The sequence below is a fragment of the Mucilaginibacter sp. P4_G9 genome, assembly GCF_056400985.1.
The window spans coordinates 1-18782 of sequence record NZ_JBFUKF010000164.1 but is presented as its reverse complement, the minus strand read 5'-3'; the positions used below and the strand labels follow the sequence as shown (position 1 = coordinate 18782).

13 protein-coding genes are annotated in these 18782 nt (G+C 42.8%); 3 read left to right on the top strand and 10 right to left on the bottom strand.

The genetic code is table 11. The features are described from left to right. From AC1DPZ_RS14990 to AC1DPZ_RS14960, 7 genes are all read right to left on the bottom strand, one after another. The coding region (locus AC1DPZ_RS14990) for a hypothetical protein (RefSeq protein ID WP_477404730.1) at positions 1–350 on the bottom strand (350 nt) is incomplete at its 3' end. Between the two features lie 248 nt (positions 351–598). After that, on the bottom strand, positions 599–2224 hold the full coding sequence (locus tag AC1DPZ_RS14985) for a carboxylesterase/lipase family protein (protein WP_477404728.1): 1626 nt from the start codon (positions 2222–2224) through the stop codon (positions 599–601). A gap of 188 nt (positions 2225–2412) precedes the next feature. Continuing rightward, positions 2413–3996, bottom strand: coding sequence for a M1 family metallopeptidase (locus AC1DPZ_RS14980; protein ID WP_477404726.1), 1584 nt, complete (start codon positions 3994–3996; stop codon positions 2413–2415). A gap of 131 nt (positions 3997–4127) precedes the next feature. Next, positions 4128–5042, bottom strand: a complete 915-nt coding sequence (locus AC1DPZ_RS14975; RefSeq protein ID WP_477404724.1) for a hypothetical protein — start codon at positions 5040–5042, stop codon at positions 4128–4130. Positions 5043–5137: 95 nt separating this feature from the next. Next, a complete protein-coding gene (locus AC1DPZ_RS14970; protein ID WP_477404722.1) occupies positions 5138–5911 on the bottom strand; it encodes a hypothetical protein in 774 nt (257 codons plus the stop codon). 285 nt (positions 5912–6196) lie between these two features. Further along, a complete protein-coding gene (gene ffh / locus AC1DPZ_RS14965; protein ID WP_477404720.1) occupies positions 6197–7525 on the bottom strand; it encodes a signal recognition particle protein in 1329 nt (442 codons plus the stop codon). Between the two features lie 271 nt (positions 7526–7796). Further along, positions 7797–8819: a DUF3078 domain-containing protein gene (locus AC1DPZ_RS14960; RefSeq protein ID WP_477404718.1), complete on the bottom strand. Its 1023-nt coding sequence runs from the start codon at positions 8817–8819 to the stop codon at positions 7797–7799. A 454-nt stretch (positions 8820–9273) separates the two neighbouring features. Here AC1DPZ_RS14960 and AC1DPZ_RS14955 point away from each other — a divergent pair, with 454 nt between their 5' ends. The 3 genes from AC1DPZ_RS14955 to AC1DPZ_RS14945 all read left to right on the top strand — a co-directional run bounded on the left by AC1DPZ_RS14955 (position 9274) and on the right by AC1DPZ_RS14945 (position 12372). Next, on the top strand, positions 9274–9903 hold the full coding sequence (locus AC1DPZ_RS14955; RefSeq protein ID WP_477404716.1) for an NADAR family protein: 630 nt from the start codon (positions 9274–9276) through the stop codon (positions 9901–9903). A gap of 196 nt (positions 9904–10099) precedes the next feature. Continuing rightward, positions 10100–10336 (top strand): hypothetical protein, encoded by a 237-nt coding sequence (locus AC1DPZ_RS14950; protein WP_477404714.1) that lies wholly within the window; start codon positions 10100–10102, stop codon positions 10334–10336. A gap of 113 nt (positions 10337–10449) precedes the next feature. Next, complete coding sequence (locus AC1DPZ_RS14945; protein WP_477404712.1) at positions 10450–12372, top strand: sensor histidine kinase; 1923 nt, start codon at positions 10450–10452, stop codon at positions 12370–12372. A 15-nt stretch (positions 12373–12387) separates the two neighbouring features. Here the strand turns inward: AC1DPZ_RS14945 and AC1DPZ_RS14940 are convergent, their stop codons facing one another. From AC1DPZ_RS14940 to AC1DPZ_RS14930, 3 genes are all read right to left on the bottom strand, one after another. Continuing rightward, on the bottom strand, positions 12388–14064 hold the full coding sequence (locus AC1DPZ_RS14940) for a C45 family autoproteolytic acyltransferase/hydolase (RefSeq protein ID WP_477404710.1): 1677 nt from the start codon (positions 14062–14064) through the stop codon (positions 12388–12390). Further along, positions 14057–15565, bottom strand: a complete 1509-nt coding sequence (locus AC1DPZ_RS14935) for a phytoene desaturase family protein (RefSeq protein ID WP_477404708.1) — start codon at positions 15563–15565, stop codon at positions 14057–14059. The genes AC1DPZ_RS14940 and AC1DPZ_RS14935 overlap by 8 nt, the downstream gene beginning before the upstream one ends. After that, the coding region (locus tag AC1DPZ_RS14930) for a 1-acyl-sn-glycerol-3-phosphate acyltransferase (protein WP_477404706.1) at positions 15552–18782 on the bottom strand (3231 nt) is incomplete at its 5' end. The genes AC1DPZ_RS14935 and AC1DPZ_RS14930, both read right to left, overlap by 14 nt.

Genomic DNA, 18782 nt, shown 5'->3' with positions numbered 1-18782 from the left:
GCATAAGCCATCAGCATAACAGACCAGATTTTTTGGTGATTTTTGCTCAGTTTTTCAAAAGCAATGTTCCATCTTTTGAACCGGCCGTTGTTAAGCAGTATAAAATAATTTAGGAGTAAAACCCCGGTGGTTGCCAAAAGCATAACGGAAGCAGTTACATCGGTTATATTAAACCACTGCTGGCTTAAGCAAAGCTGGGTGAGCACCAACAAATTGGTTAATAAAAGGATCATCAGGAAACTTACACCAAAAAGTGAATTAAACTTAGGTAAGCCACCTTGTCCGAAATTTTTTGCACTCCACCTGTAAGCTGTTACATAAATGGATTTTGAGATTCCTGATGCGTTCATAATGTTAGGGTTTTAGGGTTAAATATTCAAAATAATCAACCTGTTCTTGGTTGTTATTTGGTTATTAACGCAATCTGCAAAATTTTGTTGCGTAAAAATGCCGTAATTAACAAAATTTAACTGTTGGTAAGTAATGTTTAAGTAACGGCATAATGCAATTATAAAACACACACTTACGTAAGCTTGTAATGCAACAAAAAACGGCCGGAAAAGCGGCCGTTTTTATACGATGAAAGCTTAATGTTCATTTATTTTGCTGATGCCATTTGAAGTAAAGTGGCATCATGGTGAAACTTTACCTCCGGCTTATTATCAAACAACATAGCGGCCCCGTTTTGAGCGGTGTATGCAGGCCAGTTGGGCAGGCCTTTGGCATTTGGATTACCTGTACGTGCAAAATTGATCCATGCCTGGCTCATTTTAGCAGCTAAGGCATATGCTTCCTTGCCGCCACCGGTCATTTCCTCACATCGCCTGATGTTATCAAACTCAAAACAGATATCAATGCAGTGGATAGATTTAAACATACCATCGGCCACGGGAGATTGCCAGGTGAACATATACATATAAACAGGTGCTGCCCCGGCAATAGCCTTTGCATTTGCCTGGCGAACAACACCCGGCCTGAAAGTTGCAAGGTCGATATCCAGGTAATCGGATGGTTTTACTGTGCCCGGATAGGCTTTTAAAACTTCGGCCATGTAAGTATCTGTTTTATCGCCATATTTCTTTTCCAGGTTGGTTTTAACTTCATCAAGTGTATAATTTCTTATTGCCGGGTTGATAAGCGAAGCCATAAACTCGGTTTTGGTTGATCCTACCAATAGCGGAATATTCTTTGAAATTTCAATAGCTGCCGGGTCACTTATATTATAAGGTAAAAAAGCCCCATCAACAGATGGTTCCCACATCAGGCCAAAAGCGCCTACCGGCTTTCCTTCCGCTTTTAACTGTGCCTGTACTTTCGCCATTGCCTTTTTGGTGGCAGCGCTCAGGCGCTCATATGACATGGCCTGGAGAGAGTCAACCTGCGCCGGTTGCAGGCTTAATGCCTCAAGCACAGCCGCACCAATTCGTTTAGAAAGATCAGCAGTCATAAAATCGCTGCGATAACTACCGCTTTGAACAATGGCTTTTTGAAACAGCCCTTTAGCAGATGGTGCATTCATAAGCGTAGATACCTTTGCGCCACCGCCCGATTGACCAAAAATGGTCACATTGTCCGGATCGCCGCCAAAGCTGGCTATGTTTTGCTTAACCCATTGCAGCGCGGCAACTATATCCATCATCCCGGCATTTGCCGATGATTTGTATTTATCGCCATAGGCCGATAGATTTAAGAACCCAAGCAGGTTTAACCGGTGATTGATGGATACCACTACCACATCACCTTTTTTGCTCAGGTTTTCACCATCATAGGAGGGCAATTCAATAGCCGAACCGGCAGAAAAGCCACCACCATGCAGCCACACCATAACCGGCCGCTTCTTTTGGTCGTTAATACCTGGTGTCCAAACGTTAAGTTTCAGACAATCCTCGTTCATATAACCCCAATTGTGCTGAAAGCCAAATTCAATAGGGTCATTAGCTGTGGTGGTAGGGTCAATAGGGCATACCGCACCATAAACTAATGATGCACGTACACCTTGCCAGTGTACCGGCTTTTCGGGAGCCATAAAACGTTTGGACTGTGCGTAGGGAATGCCTTTGTAGTTATACGTGCCGTTGTGAATATACCCGCGCACCTGCCCGTTATCGGTACTGGTTACGGCTACGTTTTCGCCTGCAACAACGGCATCGCTGCTTTGGCAATAACCAAATACAGGCATCAGGCATAACGCCAGCAAAGTCCAAAATGTGGAATTTTTTTTCATGGTTTATTATAATTGGTTATGGATTATCCGGGGGCTGAATAATTTATACCACGACCATGAAATTGTGTAAATGAAACAGATCATCAAACCGCAATTATCATTGTGTAGGTATTACACAATGATAATTATAAATTTCTATTTTACAACAGTTTGAAATAACTTTATTACAAATATTTATTGCCAATCAGCTATTTAGCCATTACATCAAACGAGGCTAATAAATTAATATCAGGGTCGATGTTTATAGTTTGCGGCTTGGCTTTCAAAGGGATCTGTACGGTTGTTGTTATATTTTTTACAACCATACTGTGAACACGGCCATCAACAGCAATTTCAAGGGGGAACTCATATAAATAGCTTTGTTTTTGCCTGATGTTGATATTGATCATTTGTTTAGCTGTATCATATTGCCAGGTTATCCCCAAATCAGGATGTCCTGCGGTTCTTAACCATTGTTTAAAAAACGGTTTCAGGTTTTGGCCGCTTGCTTGCTCTATCACCTGGCATAAGTCTGCGGTATTGGCATTGCGTCCGTTATATTTTGTGTAATAATTGCTTACTCCTTTCCAAAAAACGGCATCACCCAGCTTTCGCCTTAGCATGTGCAAAACCCAGCCGCCTTTTTGGTAGCTGTTGGCGTTTAGCAATTGCATGTATTTGTCTTTTACAGCGGTATCAACCACGGGTGTGATGCGCTTTTTTTCAAAATCAAAAACGGTTTTTCTATCCTGGGTCAAGCGTTTTTTTAAGGTATCAATACCATATTTATTTTCAAGGTACAGGCTGGTCATGTAGGTAGCAAACCCCTCGCTTAGCCATAAATGAGCAAAGCTTTTTTCGCTTGCGCCATCGCCAAACCACTGGTGGGCTATTTCATGCGCCATCAATTCTTCTATGCCTTTACTGCTAACCGATTCCTCGAAATAAAATATTGCACTTGCATTTTCCATGCCGCCAAATATGGTTTTTGATTGCACATTGGCCAGTTTTTCATAACTGTAAGGACCAACATTTTTTATAAAAAACGGAAGGATCTCTTTGGCCAGCGCGTAGCTTTTAAATCCAACCTCTTTATTCTCGGGGAATACATAGGTATAAATTGGGATGCCGCTTACATCGCCGGTATGGTCAATGGCAAAATCGGCAACGCCTATTACCATTACTTTGGTGGACAATACTATATTTTCCTGCCAGTGGGTAAGTTTTAACTGGTTGGGTAATGGTTTCTCCTCCAATTTCAGCCCGTTGGATACCACCTGGTAATGATCGGGTGCGGTTACTATAAAATCAACGGTGGCTTTGTCTGCAGGGGCATCAACGCAGGGCAGCCAGTTATGTGCCCTGTTTGGCCAGTTATCGCCAAAAAAAGTACGGTGACCAAAATTATTGGTTGATATGATGAGCCCGTCGGCCGGTATACCTTCGTAACTAATTACAAAGCTATGCCTGCTGGGGGCTTTTACCATGGTGTATATTTTAACCGCGTCACTATCCTGCTCAAATTTCAAGCTTTTGCCATTTTCGGTTATGGATGATACCGTCATTCCCTTACCGGCGCTGTTTTCCTTAACCAGGTCAAGGCTGAAGGAGCTTACATCTTTTATAAACTTAACCGCAATCGTTGCTTCGCCTTTGATATTATTATCGGCATCATTTAGCTGTATGGCAAATGTGTAGTGCTGTACATCAATTGGTGAGCCGGGTACCTGGGCTTTTGCGGAAAACGAAAACAAAAAAGAGGTGGCTAAAAGCGCTATTGTGTATTTATGCATGTTAAAAGCAGCGTTAAACATCTGTACTGCACAAAGCTAATAAAAAAGAGTTCTGTAGTCCCTTTGCCCGCTTATTAACATATCTGTAAACGGTTAAAAACAGGAAACAGGTTTAAGTCATTATCCATCTCTTAAAACGTAATACTCGCCCCTGCTGTAAACAAAAAGTAAAGCCCGTTTTTTGATGTATTATTTACATAATCAACCTGGTTAAATGGCTTGATAAGGTAAGGAGTAAAAATTATCTGCCATTTGTTAATTGCATACGTAATAGGGACCGATCCGCTGAAGGCCAGCAATTTGTATTGCTTTACCTCCCTTTGGTTTTCCTGGGTTACGGTTTGGGTAATGATGGTTTGTTTAGGCTGATTAGGAAACAATATATTGATGGGTGTTTGTTTCTGTGGCGTTTCTACTGAGCGAGTTACCTGCGATTCGGTATAATAGGTTTGGTAAAACGACTGTGTACCGGCATAAAGTGTGGCTGTAGGGGTAAACTTTAAACCATTTAATTTGGTTGCACCGGTCTTTACAGCGAAGATCTCTTTAGATAGTTCAGCAGTATTGATAATATCATGGCTGCTGTTTTTACCAAAGCGATAGCTTCCACCAACTGTCAGTTTCACAATATTATCCGGGTTAGCATACAACTGCCCGTCAATAGTGGCATCAAAAGACGCAAGGATAATCGGACTGCTCTTGGTGATAAAAAACTTGGTTGCCGAAATTGTACCACCATAATATTTTTTACTATCAAACCCAAAAACGTACCCTGGTGTAACGCTTAAACCTTCAGCGCCTGATTTTGAGCCGTTAAGGTCGAAATAGCCAATTGCACTTAGGAAAAGGCCATGTTTGCTTACCAGGGTGAGTGTAGGCAATAGCAAAGGCACGCTGCTTTCATCCCGGCGGCCTGCGTAGGTCAGGTTCGAGATATATTGAATGCCGGCGTTTACAAAAAGCTCTTTTACCTGTGTTTTTTTTGCTATAGTATCTTTTTTCTGGGCAAATGAAGATATGCTGCCACCCATAATTATGAGTAACATAATAAGTTTATATTTTTTCATAGGGGATGCTCAGGTTTCAAATTAACAAAAGGGCATTAGTGGCCCTTTTGTTAATGATATTACTATAATTTATGTTATTGTTTAACAGCGCTAACTTTAGCCGAACCACTTCCTGAAGCGCCTACAGCTGCGCTCTTTTTGCCGGCTTTTACAGTTGTTGCAGATGAACCACTGTTTGATAAACCTACTTTAGCACTTTTTGAGGTTGTTGCGGCACTTCCAGAACCTTTTAAGTTTTCTTTGTTACTTACGCTAACGCTTTTTCTTGCGACTATTGCTTTTCTGCTTGTAGCTGCAGCAGTTTTAACAGTAGCAGCTTTTCTTGCTGCTGCCGTTGCGGCTACTTCATTTGCTTTAGCATTAACATTAGCTGATGCGTCGGCGGCAGCATTCTTTGATAAAGCTGCGGCAGTACCTGCTGCATTTGTTGCCTTATCTGCCGATGCAGAGCCATTTAAACTTCCTGAACCAGAAGCGTCGGCTGCTACGTTTGCTTTGTTAACTGCAGCCGCTGCATTTGTACTTACTGCGGTATTAACATTGCCGCTAACGCTTGCTGCCTGGTTTGCGGCTACTTCCTGTGCCCCACCTGCTGCTGCATTAGTTGCAGCCTGTGTTTGGGCGGCTGTACGTACAGCTGCGCTTTGAGCCTGGGCCGCGGCCTGGTTGCTGACATTGGTTGCCTGGGTTGCTGCTTTTTGAGCTACTGCCGCTGCGTTAACTGATGGTAAAGCTGCCTGGGTAACAATTTTTGTTGCTGTTGCTGCACCTACGTTTACCTGCGCCATGCTGGTTTTTGCGGCAAATAAGGCAGCTGTAAACAATACTGATTTAAATAAATTTTTCATTGTGTTTTCTATTTAGTTTATGGTATGGTATGCCGGATTAATAAACCGGCACCATGGCAACATGTAAACAAAGGTTATGCCGTTAGGTTAAATTACACAGAATAGCGTAAGTATATACCTGCATTTGTATATAATAGTATACAAAAAGAAGACAATAAGCCAATAATATTATAAAAAAGAGAACAAGAGATGTGCTTAAGCAACAAAACCCATAGCATATTGCCATAGGTTTTGTTTTCAAATATTATGTCCCCGATACCATCGTCAGGAGATTGGGGGTACTGTTTACATTTTCGGCATCCGGCGCATCATGCTGGCCATGGCGGCGGGGTTGCTCATTTGCTTCATCACCTTTTTCATGTCGTCAAACTGTTTCATGAGGCGGTTTACTTCGGTAAGATCAGTACCCGAGCCTTTAGCAATACGATTGCGACGGCTTTGGTTAATGGTCTCCGGATTTGATTTTTCGAAAGGTGTCATGGATTGGATGATGGCTTCAATAGCTTTAAAGGCGTTGTCATCAATCTCCACATCCTTCATCATTTTGCCCACACCCGGTATCATGCCCATCAGGTCCTTCATGTTACCCATTTTCTTGATCTGCTGTATCTGGCTGTAAAAGTCGTTAAAATCAAACTTGTTTTTGCGGATTTTCTTTTGCAGTTCGGCAGCTTCCTTCTCGTCAAACTGCTGCTGGGCACGCTCAACAAGGGAAACCACATCGCCCATACCCAAAATCCTGGATGCCATACGATCGGGGTGGAAAACGTCAAGCGCTTCCATCTTCTCGCCTGTACCAATAAATTTGATAGGTTTGTTAACAACAGATTTTATTGATAACGCGGCACCACCACGGGTATCACCGTCAAGCTTGGTTAAAACCACACCGGTAAAGTCAAGGCGATCATTAAACACCTTGGCGGTGTTCACTGCATCCTGGCCTGTCATAGAATCTACCACAAACAGGATCTCATGCGGTTTTACGGCATCTTTTACCTGCTCAATCTCCACCATCATGGCCTCATCAATAGCTAAACGACCGGCGGTATCAATAATCACCACGTTATGGCCGTTTTGCTTTGCCAGCGCAATACCCTCGCGGGCTATAGCCACCGGATCTTTCGACTCCAGGTTGGCATAAACCGGTACACCTATCTGTTGACCCAGTACCTGCAGCTGGTCTATCGCCGCGGGGCGGTAAATATCATCGGCAACTAATAATGGCTTTTTGCCCTTTTGTGTTTTTAAGTAATTGGCCAGCTTGCCGGTAAAGGTGGTTTTACCTGCACCGTTTAAACCGGCAATTAATATAATGGTTGGCGATGCTTTAAGCTCCAGTTCGGCAGTTGAGCCGCCCATTAGTTCGGTAAGCTCATCGCTCATGAGCTTGGTGAGCAACTGGCCCGGCGATATGGCTGTTAATACATTGTTACCCAGTGCCTTTTGCCTTACATCATCAGTAAATGCTTTGGCGGTTTTATAGTTTACGTCGGCATCCAGAAGGGCTTTGCGAATTTCCTTCATGGTCTCGGCCACGTTTATCTCAGTAATAGTTCCTTGTCCCTTCAGTACCTTAAAGGCCCTGTCGAGTTTATCCGAAAGATTTTCAAACATTATTATTATCCCAGTTTTGAGGTTACAAAGGTATGATTTTGAAAATTAATTTGAAGCAGGATGTGTACGATGATTTAAGATGCGCGAAGACGATGTGATTTTTGGGGTAAAAGATTTTTTGGACAAAGGACTATCGGACTTTTGGACGAAGGACTGTCAGACGTTCGGACGGCGGTTTCAGCGCTGCAGCAATGACATGGCGGAGGTGCGTCATGAGCTGGGGAGAAGCACCGATGAGCAATGACACGAAGCAAATGACCAATGACTAACCTTACGGGAATCTATATAAAATTCCTAAAGCCAATCCTTCGGTTCCTTGTACGTCCCGTGCTGTTCGTTTATCATACAGCATGGTGCCGTTTATGGTAACGTTTATTAACCGGTTTACCCGGGCTGACAAAACCGCATCAATACGGTGGGTTATAAATTTCGACGATTCGCCATAAGGAATAAACAGCGCGTAACGTGCATTTAAATGCACATTTTTCGCCAGGTCTTTATCAAAAAGAGCCACCATCTGGAAAGCCAGGTCGTTTTTTACGGTATGACCTATAGGTACGCCGTAATTTGACGGCTGGTTATGATATATAGTAGTATCGGTAACAAATGTTTGGCGGGCGGTACCTGTACCTAAACGGAGATCGAAATAACTGGCTGGCTTGAACTCAAAACCTATTGATTCGGTTAAATAGCCCGGCGACATGAAGTTCGAGATCAGTTGCGAATCGAATTTGCCGTTTCCCTGGTCAATATAGTTAAAGCCCTTATCAAATTGCGACTCAAACGTGAGCGCTCCGAAAAAATACCAGTGTTTGGATAATTGGGAAGCCAGTTTATTATCAAAATAGATCCTGTCGTTGGTTTTACGTTTGCCCTGCCCTTTGTTTTTGGCAACGCCATAGGTTAGGTTAAGCTCGGATACATAGCTAAACGGTGCTTTATTATATTCGGTATGGTAAACAAAGTTTGACCCTAATGCTACCGAATTTACACCACCCGCGCTGTAGTTGTTACTAAAGGCCGACTGGCTGAAATTGAGCCCGAAAATGACAGCCTTTTTCCAGTAGATTACCTTATAATCCATCAGGGTAACCGGAATCTGTTCTCGCTGGATCTGGATTGGCCTTACCCTTGTAGGAATAGCGTTTTTACGCGGATCTATCCTGAGTTTGTTAATCTGCGCGGTATCAATTTTAACGGTGTCCTTTTTCAGTGTATCGGTTTGCTGGGCGCTTACCGAAATACCGCAGGCTATTAGTGCCGATGAAAGCAGGGCAAGTCTGGTTTTTAACATAGTCAACAAATTAAAGCAAAAATCTCCTTTTATAACATCATTAATCGAAAATGTTGCATAAAGGTTTTAATTTTTTGAAGTTGGTGTATAAATACATTGTCTTCAAAAGTTTCTTTTGTTCCTTCAGCAACCGAATTAATGCAAATCTTGTAAGGCCACTGGTGAATGTAGACTTTTAGCAAAAAAACAGCTTGCTAAGTATTGAATATGCAAATCCCCGATGCACGTTTCATGCTGGATTTTGTATTTTTAAGCTTATGAATATGCAGCCACAAAGTACAGACAAACATAGTTACGCGGCGTACAATTGGAGCGAAAAACCATTCCGTAAAATTCACAATGGGTGGGAGGAACTGCCGGGAACCTTGTGAGGATATCATTTTTCAATATGGCGGCAGAAATACTCTATATTGGGAGACATCACATAGAATGCAATTATTAACCGGAAGAAACGATGGCAAACGAGATTAAATTTTATAAAGTTGGGGATAAGTACGGCGAATTTTCTAATTTCTATCCTTCCCCGCTGGTACTGTTCAATGAAGTATGGCCGACAGTTGAGCATTTTTTCCAGGCAAGCAAATTCCATGACTTTGGAGTCTGGGATAGAATAAAAGTAATGAAATCGCCGATGGATGCTGCAAAAGAGGGGCGAAGTCGCGCTAACATCTTAAGAGACGACTGGGAGCTTGTAAAAGATACCGTAATGCACAACGGCGTGCGTGCGAAATTCCTTCAAAATCCTGTGTTGAAAAAAGTTCTTTTGGAGACCGGGGACAGTTTGATCATTGAACATACTGTGAATGACAACTATTGGGCTGACGGGGGGGATGGATCAGGAAAAAATTTACTCGGGCAAATTTTGATGAAAGTACGTGGTGAGTTAAAGGAAATCTGTCATCTGCCGGGTGTCATTTTTCCTCCCTGGGTTTCATTTCCTAATACAGATCAGGGCGACATGTTTTGGAGAATGGGACTTGGCGAGGAATACATTTCGAGGTGGTACAAATATATTGATACGTTTGGCGAAGAAAGATATAAGAATTTGTTTCCCGAACCTTTGAACTGGCAAGGAATGTATTAGGAATAGACTGTTTACTCAATTTTTATCCTCCTGTTGCTGCAAAGGTTTTTACTGGCTTGTGTGCCCGCATGCAGAGTATTGAATATGCAGCCACAAAATATAGACAAACATAGTTGAATCAACTTTGGAACTATAATATTTTGTCCCGTTTAAAACATAGCTTTCACGCCATTTGTTATCATATAAACTTAAAATTATGAACGCAAAAGCTGCAGTTAGTATACTAACTATTTACCTTGCCTGTTACATAATTATATTTGCAAGCGGATATTCCCTCACCTTGCTTGCCGCTATGTTCCTGGCATCCCCACTTTTAATATGTTGGATGGTTTACCGGGTTTTAAAAGATGATAGCTGTAAATATCCGTCATTAGGCAGGGACCAAGAATGGGGTTATCTTGATAGGTCAGAAAGCGACCTGGGTTTATTTTAATTAGTTATAAAAATGACTTTATACAGAAGTAGCATTATTGATTTTTGCATGCCTTAACTTATTAAAGTTCATACATTTACTCCGCATTGGGATTTTACAACAATGGGCAACTTATGGACGTAATTACCTTAGATGAATTTTATAAGCAAACCGCAACTTTTGTTCCGGAGGGGATTAATAAAGAAATAGGCCATTTTAATGTATTCAACATTGATGAGCTCGACAAAAAGGGCGCTATGCCTTATAACAGGCGGGCTTATTATAAGATCAGTTTAATAAACGGCCACAACAAGGCGGAGTATGCCGATAAAGTGATCGACATTGAAAAAAATGCCCTGTTGTTTGCTACCCCAAAGATTCCCTATAACTGGGAACCGCTGGACGACGACCAGCATGGCTACTTCTGCATCTTTACAGATGATTTCCTTGTTCAGGCTAAAAGTGGGGTTGTGCTGGATGATTTGCCCATCTTTAAACCCGGCGGCTATCCCATCTTCCAGCTTAGCGATGATGAAGCTGCCGGGATCACTGCTATCTTCCGCAAAATGCACCAGGAACTATCATCAAACTATGCTTTCAAGTATGACCTGCTGCGCAACTACATTTTAGAACTTATCCACCAGGGCCAAAAGCTTCAGCCCGCTGTGGCGCTTTATCCAGGCCATACAGCCGTGGCAAGGGTATCATCCCTGTTTCACGAGCTGCTTGAGCGACAGTTCCCTATCGAATCGCAAGATCAAAAATTAAAGCTGCGCACAGCCAAAGATTATGCCGATAGGCTGGCGGTACATGTAAACCACCGTATAGTTGTATTACTATTCATTGGCATCAACATCCCTTTTAATTATTTAATTGGCCTTCCGGAGCTGGCTATATTGATGGCGATAATTTTCGTGGACGTTTCTTTAATTTACTATTTTTCCAGGTTCCGGAATAAGCTCAACATCGGTATTACGGTTTTCCTGATATCCAATAACCTGTTATTAATTGCCAATTACTATTACAATTCGGGCATTAATGGCCCAGGGTATGTGGTTTTTATTCTATCGTTTTTTGTTACGGTAGCAATCATCCCACAAAAACAATACTGGATATGGCTTCCCCTAAACGTAGGCATTATCTTAGGCTTATTGTTTATAGAAAACATCCATCCAGGCTGGATCCAAAATACCTATAACAGCAGGACAAGCCGTTTTATTGACTTTAGTTACAGTTATATTGCAACTGTAATACTTATGCTGCTGGTTATTGTTTATATCCGAAATGCCTATAACCAGGAGCGGAGGATTGTAGAGCAGAAGGCAAGAGCACTTGAAGTAAGCAACAATACCAAAAACAAATTGCTCTCCATTTTGGCGCACGACCTTAAAGAGCCACTATCATCACTGCAGGGTTTCCTGGAGCTGCTTACCGAATATAAACTTGATGAATCTGAAAGAATTGGTATCGAAAAAGAACTATTAAGGCGCACACAAGATACCTCTTACCTGTYAACCAATGTACTTTCATGGACTAAAAGCCAAATGGAATCAGTGCAGGTAAAGCTGATGCCTTTAAACTTGTTTCTGACATTAGATAATACACTCCAGATTTTAACAAACATCGCCAAAGAAAAATCAATAGAACTTCGTCATGATTTAACGAATTATATTTGTGTAATCGGTGACAGGGATATGTTGCAGCTGGTTATAAGGAATTTAGTTATAAACGCCATTAAATTTACCTATCCCGGAGGAAAAGTAACAGTAAGCGCCGAAGTTATAGATGGCAATTGCATCGTTAAGGTAGCAGATACAGGGGATGGCATTCCCCTGCCTCAACAAGCCGGTTTATTTTCACTTTCCGCTAAGTCAACATTCGGAACCGGCAAGGAAAAAGGCGCAGGTTTGGGCCTGGTGCTTTGCCAGGAGTTTGCTGCATTACAGGGTGGAAAAATATGGTTCACCAGTGAACAAAATGTGGGCAGCACGTTTTTTGTGCGTTTAGAGTTTTGTTCATTAGCCAAGCAACAGGAGCTGTTAAATGTGTTATCCTGAACATTTTTACTAAAGTTATTTCAACTTTTTTTCACATTTGCTGAGCTGTATCCTGATATGGTCCGCTTCCTTCCTGGTAGCAATAACCCTGGTTAAAGCCCTTTGGTAATATTGCAACGCTTTTTTATATTCTTCGTGCTTAAACGAATAATCGCCGGCTATAACATAGGCGTGGTAATATTGCGGGTTGGTTGCTACCAGGCTATCGGTGTTTATGGTTTCGCCGTCAAGTACCTGTTGCCTCATTTTGCGGAAGTTTACAAAATTCTGGTATTGGGTGGTTGAAAGAAAAGCATCCGCCGGTACAGTGAGGTTCTGCTCGTTAATTTCCTGGTCGTTTTTCATGCCCCGCAGGCAAAACACTTTTTTCAGATCATAGGCCACGTATTCGCCCAATTGCCATGGCGAAGTGCTTACCCAAACCAACAGTTTTTTAGGTTCAAATACAATGCTATGATGCGCTATTAGCTGGTTGATGGCCTTCTCGTTACCCATGCCAATATCTGCACCATGCATTCCTTTCTGGTCGCGCAGGATGGCGATGGTTTTTTGTACGGTGTTTTTGCCGTTGGCATTCAGCAGTTCCATAAGGCGGTTATAGCGGTAAGGGGAGGCACTTTCTGCCATCTGTACTTTATTCTCTTTTGATTTGCCCAGGCCCTTGCTCTGAAAATGGTTGGCGCAAACAATGTAACCCTGGTGCGGGTCGTACATATCCAGCGTATCGGGGGTTTTCTCAATCACTACGGCCTTGTTATCAGCAGCAGAGGCAACCAGGAAAGCTTCGGATACAAACATCTTGCGCTTTGCAGCTATGGCGTAAGCTTCCCGTATGTTTTTGGCATACTGTAAGATCTCGCGGGCCACTAATGATACGGGTGTTGCTGCGGCGGCAGGGATATTGGTTTTATCGGCATTGATGGTTACGCTTACACCCTTTTCGTTCATCCCGGATACGGCGCCAATGAAGCCTCCCCAGGTAACGGTCATAAACTTATAACCTTCTGTCGGGTTAAAAAATGCCACGATTTTGTCCTGCGCGAATTTATCGCCCACATAAAAATCGAAATTACGGCCGATGATCATCGTGCTGTCTTCACTTTTTATACCCCAGGTACCAAACGAGGTGCAGCCCACCAAAGCCATGCTTTGCAGCGCGTGACCAATATCATGGGCGGCATGGTAGTTCAGGATACGCTGGTAGTTGGAGCCGATGTACTGATACTTATCTGATGCCGATTTAGATATACCATAGATCTCCTCTTTGTATTCCTCCGTAACGTTCTTATCCAAATTGCGGTTAAACCAGGCTATAAAGTATTTTAAAAAATGCTGATAAAATTTAGATGGAACTATCCTGCCAATCTGTTCTACAAAATGATCCTCCTGGGCTACTACCAGTTCCTGGCTTAGCTTACCGTTGATGACGCCACGTTCAAAGGGTTTACCTTCTACATACATTTCAAACAAACCGCTCTTGCTTTTGCGGAACCAGTCGTTTTTAATGGTATAGAAACCTTTGGAGGGCTCGGCGCGCTTTAGTTGCAGGCTGCTCAAATCCTTGGGCTCTGGCGGATAATCGATAGCTACTGCGTACAGGTAAGCCATGCCGACAATGAGCAGCAGCACAAAAACCAGGAAAGCATAAAGCAATCTTTTCCCAAATTTTCGCCAGCTAAATTTTTTATGCATTTCGTATTTTCCCTATGATGGCATCGTTGCCAAGTACAGTTGTGCAGGTAACTATCGCACTCATGGCGGTGCCTAAAACACCGTGCAGGTTAAGGTTTTGGCCGGTAAAGTACAGGTTTGGTATTTTTGTTCGCGGTGATATAAATGTTTTTAAGGTGTGCTTGTAATCTTTTACAACGCCGTATAATGAACCATCGCCATTACCTATATAATCGCGGTACGAGAGTGGCGTGGCCGAGTAGTAGGATTTGATATGGCTCCGGATATCCGGAAACTTTTTCTCCACCATATCCAGCAGTTTTTCACTTTTGCGAATCTTAAACTCCTCGTAAGTTTCGCCCCGTTCATTAACGTTTGATACTGTGTTAAAAGTGCCCTCCCAGGGTTTCATCTCCTCAAATCGCATATAAGTAAGTATCGACATTCCCTCGGCGTACCCGTTTGATTTTGAAGTAGCTGCTACAAAAAGGGCATAGCCAAGCGGCCAGTTTTCCTCGTTGTAATCTGCTATATCCCAAACGTGACCGTCCTTTCCGATATAATAGTTGTGTTTAAAATATTTAAAGCTGTTTTTTTTGAACACCACATTCAGGGTAAAGGATGATACCGAGTTTTCCAACCCTTTTAAGCGGTTGCGGTAAGCTGGCTTAATTACATCCGAATCTGTGATCTCCAGCGTTTGCACCGGGTGCACGTTGCTGATGAATTGCCTGCCGTGGATATTTATCCCATCGGCAGTTTCCACGTGCGATACCTTTCCATCTTCAACAACAATCCGCTTCACCTCGCAATGGCGTTTGATAACCCCACCCCGTGAACGGATATTTTTGGCAATGTACTTTGCTATCTGCGATCCGCCGTCTACGCACTTATATGAACTTTCGATATAGCTGTTCAGGATCAACGCGTGTACGTAAAACGGAGTTTTATCCGCCTGGCCGGCATACAAGGCATTATTACCTGCCAGTACAGCCTGCAGCCGCGGATTATCAGTTATTGATTCAATAAAGCCTTTGGTATCAATTTCCAGTACACCCGATTTCTCATTAAAATCGTCGCTGCTTCTTAAGTTATATAAGGAAAATTTACTGCAAACTTCTTTAATCTTATCGCAATAGGCGTTAAGGGCAGCTTCTTCACCTGGAAAATGTTTTAATATATGGCTGATGAAGTTATCGTAACCCTGGGCATATTCGTATTCTGCTTCTTCGCCATAGATGCCTATCTTATCAAAAACAACATCCTGTTTTTGTAGTTTCAGCTTATCCATCAGGTCGAGGTATTTGAATATCTGGTATAGATTCTGGCCTTTGTCAAGGCCGCCAAGGTAGTGCACGCCCGAGTCGAAGATCACTTTATCGCGTACATAGGTCTGCAGCGAACCGCCGATCTGCGTGTTTTTTTCGATCACGCAAACCTTAAACCCTTCCCTGCTCAGTAAATCGGCACTCACCAATCCCCCCATACCACTGCCGATAATTACAGCATCATAAATCTCCATTTATTAAATTCCCAGTTTTATGTTTGATTACAAAAATAACATTTGATGTGTATTTTGTCTCATCAATTACCCGGCACTCCATATTATTCGCTGCCGCTATATCCTCAACCAGTTGTGCTGATAAAAACGACAGCCCTCTGCTTGTTTTATTGAATTTTGCAACCTTAGTCGAAAAAAACTCGCTAAGTTCGGTACCTCTGTGCTTTTCCTTCAGGTCCTTATTCCCATCACGGATTATGACGCTCCCGCCCGGATTTAGGCTATTGATGCAGCGTTCCGTGATCAGTTTTTGTTCGTGGGGCTGCAAGTAATGCAGTACATCGGCAATAATGACGGCATCATATTTTTCAAATGCAAAGTTGAGCGCATCCGCATATTCAAAATTAATAAGTGCGTTTTTGTTAAAGGTATTATTGGCTACTTCTATCTTATCCTCATCATAATCTATCCCGGTAAACGCGCGCTGAGGTGCGGCAAAATGCAGCATATAAGGCATAAAGCCATAACCGCAGCCAATATCAAGCATTTTGCCTTTCAAAGGCAGCAGCTCATGAAATTGCTGGTAGTTTTTCTCCAGGCTAACTTTAACCCTCATGTACCACTCCAGTATAGGGCCTTTGTAGAGGTAGTTATAGATCAATTGCTCGCGGTAATAGCGGGGTTGCTGTATCTCTGCGCTCAGTTGTTTGTGCTCCTGCTTAAAATATTTGCTGATGGCTTTGGTCCGTTCAGAATAGCCAGTTCCAAAACTGGTATCTGCGGGCTTTATCCGGGGCAGGTATTTTAGGGTGATCTTACCGTTCTTGAGCAGGAAATCGCCTTTGGTCATGCAATAGCCGGTGCCGTGGATCAGGATAGGTTGAATATCCATATGCAGCTGTTCGGCCAAATAAAACGCTCCTTTATGAAAACGCTTGATATCCCCATCAACAGAGCGGGTGCCTTCGGGAAAAATAACTATAGAATACCCTTGCTTCACCCTGCCGGCCAGCAGATCGATATTAGCTTCGGTGCCTTGTGCAACAGGGAAGTAATCGGCCATGCGCACTACTGCGCCAAATACAGGCGAATTCCACACCCAGTTATTGGTGAACAGGATGAGCCTCGGACTTAGCATTACCAATATCAAAATATCCAAAAACGACTGATGGTTGGCAATGATCACAGACGGTTTATCAAAATCGGCAAAATGTTTATTAATGATCTCCTTTTTCACATTGCCCATGATATAGATCATCGACCAGGAGAACCTCGCGAGGATGGCATGATAAACCAGCTTACCCTTCTCCTTATTGAATGGATTCAGCCTGAATAAAAATCCTAATGCTGATAGGATGAGACAGCCAGTTACAAAATAAGTGAATGCGAAAATGCTGATCACAAAGCCACTGATGGTCCACGGAAATTGCTTTTTCCGCGTGCGGTTTTTAATGAGGATATTGAACAGGAAGGGGATCAGGATCTGCGACATGATCACTACGCAGATGATCCCGATGATGGAAATAAAAGCTATCGACCTTAAGGCAGGATGTTTGGCAAATATCAATACGCCCAAACCAGTGATAGTAGTTATGGCGGATAAAAAGATTGATGATTTATAGGATGATAATACCTTTTTGCCAGTTTTGTATTCCTGCAACAGGCCATCCATAATGTACAGGCTATAATCATCGCCCAAGCCAAATATCAGTGCAGATATAATAATATTCACAATATTAAAGCTGATGCCAAAAATAGCCATCAATCCAAGGATCCAGACCCAGGATATAGCCATCGGTATAAAAGACACTAAGGCCAATTCCAGGCGGCCATAAGTTAACAGCAGTACCACAAAAACCAATAGCGACGACATTACCGCGATTTTGGTAAAATCGGCATTGATGATCTCTACCAGTTTATTGGTAAGGTATTGTTTATCAATAACGGTAACATTTGGGTCGTTCTCAAAGGCTTTGTAAACAGCCCCTTTTTTATCCGGCGATGTTTGTACCAGCGTTACCACGGTAGAGTGGCCTGGATATTCATTAATAAAATTATCCAAAAAACTTTTCCTGATCTCCACCGCATCGCTGTTATTACCAGCATGCGAAAAATCTTTATTCAGCAGCGTTTTAAATTTATCAAATGCCGATGCACTGAAACCTTGTGCCTTCCCCTCTTTTTCAAGGGTAGTAAATAACTGCTGTTTTTTTTCGGATGTCCAGTAGGTATTCCAGCGGGCTATCCTTGCTTTTTGCAGGGAATCTGAGATGATGAATGAGGATACATCCGAGGATCTTTTGACAATCCCCTGCTCCTTCAGCTTTTCAATTTTGGCGGCCAGCTTCTCATTGTTCGCCAGTGCCCTGTCTAAAGTTTTTCCTTCGGATACCAGGTACACCGATTGCAGGGCGTATTGGTTAATCTTGTTGAGCTTATTTTGCGATTGCTGCAATTGCGGGGGCATGTAGTTCATTTTGGCTACATCAAACTCAAAGGTTACCTCATTGGCCTTGTAAAAAAATACACCGGTAAGCAGGACGATGCCTATAACAACAAACTTGTTATACTCCGGGTTAAAGGACGCCAGTTTATCGATCCATGAAAGCTGGATCACTTTATGGTTTTCCTGCTCTTTTTTTGTCGATATAAACTGCGGCAAAAATACCAGCGAACAAATGGACGCGCCTGTTAAACTAAAGGCGGCAAAAAGGCCCAGGTCTTTCAATATTTCCGATTCTACAAACTCCAGGCACAGAAAACCGCCTATGGTGGTAAAACTGCCAACGGTAAGGGGCATCACCAAATCCTTCAATACCTGCTCCACGCTTTTGGTGTGCCGGTAATGGTTAAATACGTGCAGCGAGTAATTGATGGCGATACCCAGCACAACCGAACCTGTACCCAGGGCGATGACCGAAATGCTACCCTTTAAAAAGTAGATGGCGGTAAGCGAAAACAGGGAACCAAACAGTACCGGGATTAAAATTATAAAAGGCGCCCGCTTTTTGCGGAAGTACAAGCCTAAAAACACAATGAGTGCCAGCACCGTGATGCCTTGCGTAAGCGCGGTATCTTTCCTTAATTGTAAAGCGTTGCCGTAGTATACCGCCGCCGAACCAAAATAAGTGGCGGTAACAATCCTTTTAGGTTTATTGCTTAGGCTATCTATCAGCTGATCTAACCCTTTTATTAAAACACCATTCTTCCCGGTGTTATTTGGCGGGTAGGCCGGGGT

Bases quoted from the DNA above. Each gene is read 5' to 3' on its own strand.
- AC1DPZ_RS14985 (WP_477404728.1), bottom strand. From the start codon at position 2,224: ATGAAAAAAAATTCCACATTTTGGACTTTGCTGGCGTTATGCCTGATG.
- AC1DPZ_RS14980 (WP_477404726.1), bottom strand. From the start codon at position 3,996: ATGCATAAATACACAATAGCGCTTTTAGCCACCTCTTTTTTGTTTTCG.
- AC1DPZ_RS14975 (WP_477404724.1), bottom strand. From the start codon at position 5,042: ATGTTACTCATAATTATGGGTGGCAGCATATCTTCATTTGCCCAGAAA.
- AC1DPZ_RS14970 (WP_477404722.1), bottom strand. From the start codon at position 5,911: ATGAAAAATTTATTTAAATCAGTATTGTTTACAGCTGCCTTATTTGCC.
- ffh (WP_477404720.1), bottom strand. From the start codon at position 7,525: ATGTTTGAAAATCTTTCGGATAAACTCGACAGGGCCTTTAAGGTACTG.
- AC1DPZ_RS14960 (WP_477404718.1), bottom strand. From the start codon at position 8,819: ATGTTAAAAACCAGACTTGCCCTGCTTTCATCGGCACTAATAGCCTGC.
- AC1DPZ_RS14955 (WP_477404716.1), top strand. From the start codon at position 9,274: ATGGCAAACGAGATTAAATTTTATAAAGTTGGGGATAAGTACGGCGAA.
- AC1DPZ_RS14950 (WP_477404714.1), top strand. From the start codon at position 10,100: ATGAACGCAAAAGCTGCAGTTAGTATACTAACTATTTACCTTGCCTGT.
- AC1DPZ_RS14940 (WP_477404710.1), bottom strand. From the start codon at position 14,064: ATGCATAAAAAATTTAGCTGGCGAAAATTTGGGAAAAGATTGCTTTAT.
- AC1DPZ_RS14935 (WP_477404708.1), bottom strand. From the start codon at position 15,565: ATGGAGATTTATGATGCTGTAATTATCGGCAGTGGTATGGGGGGATTG.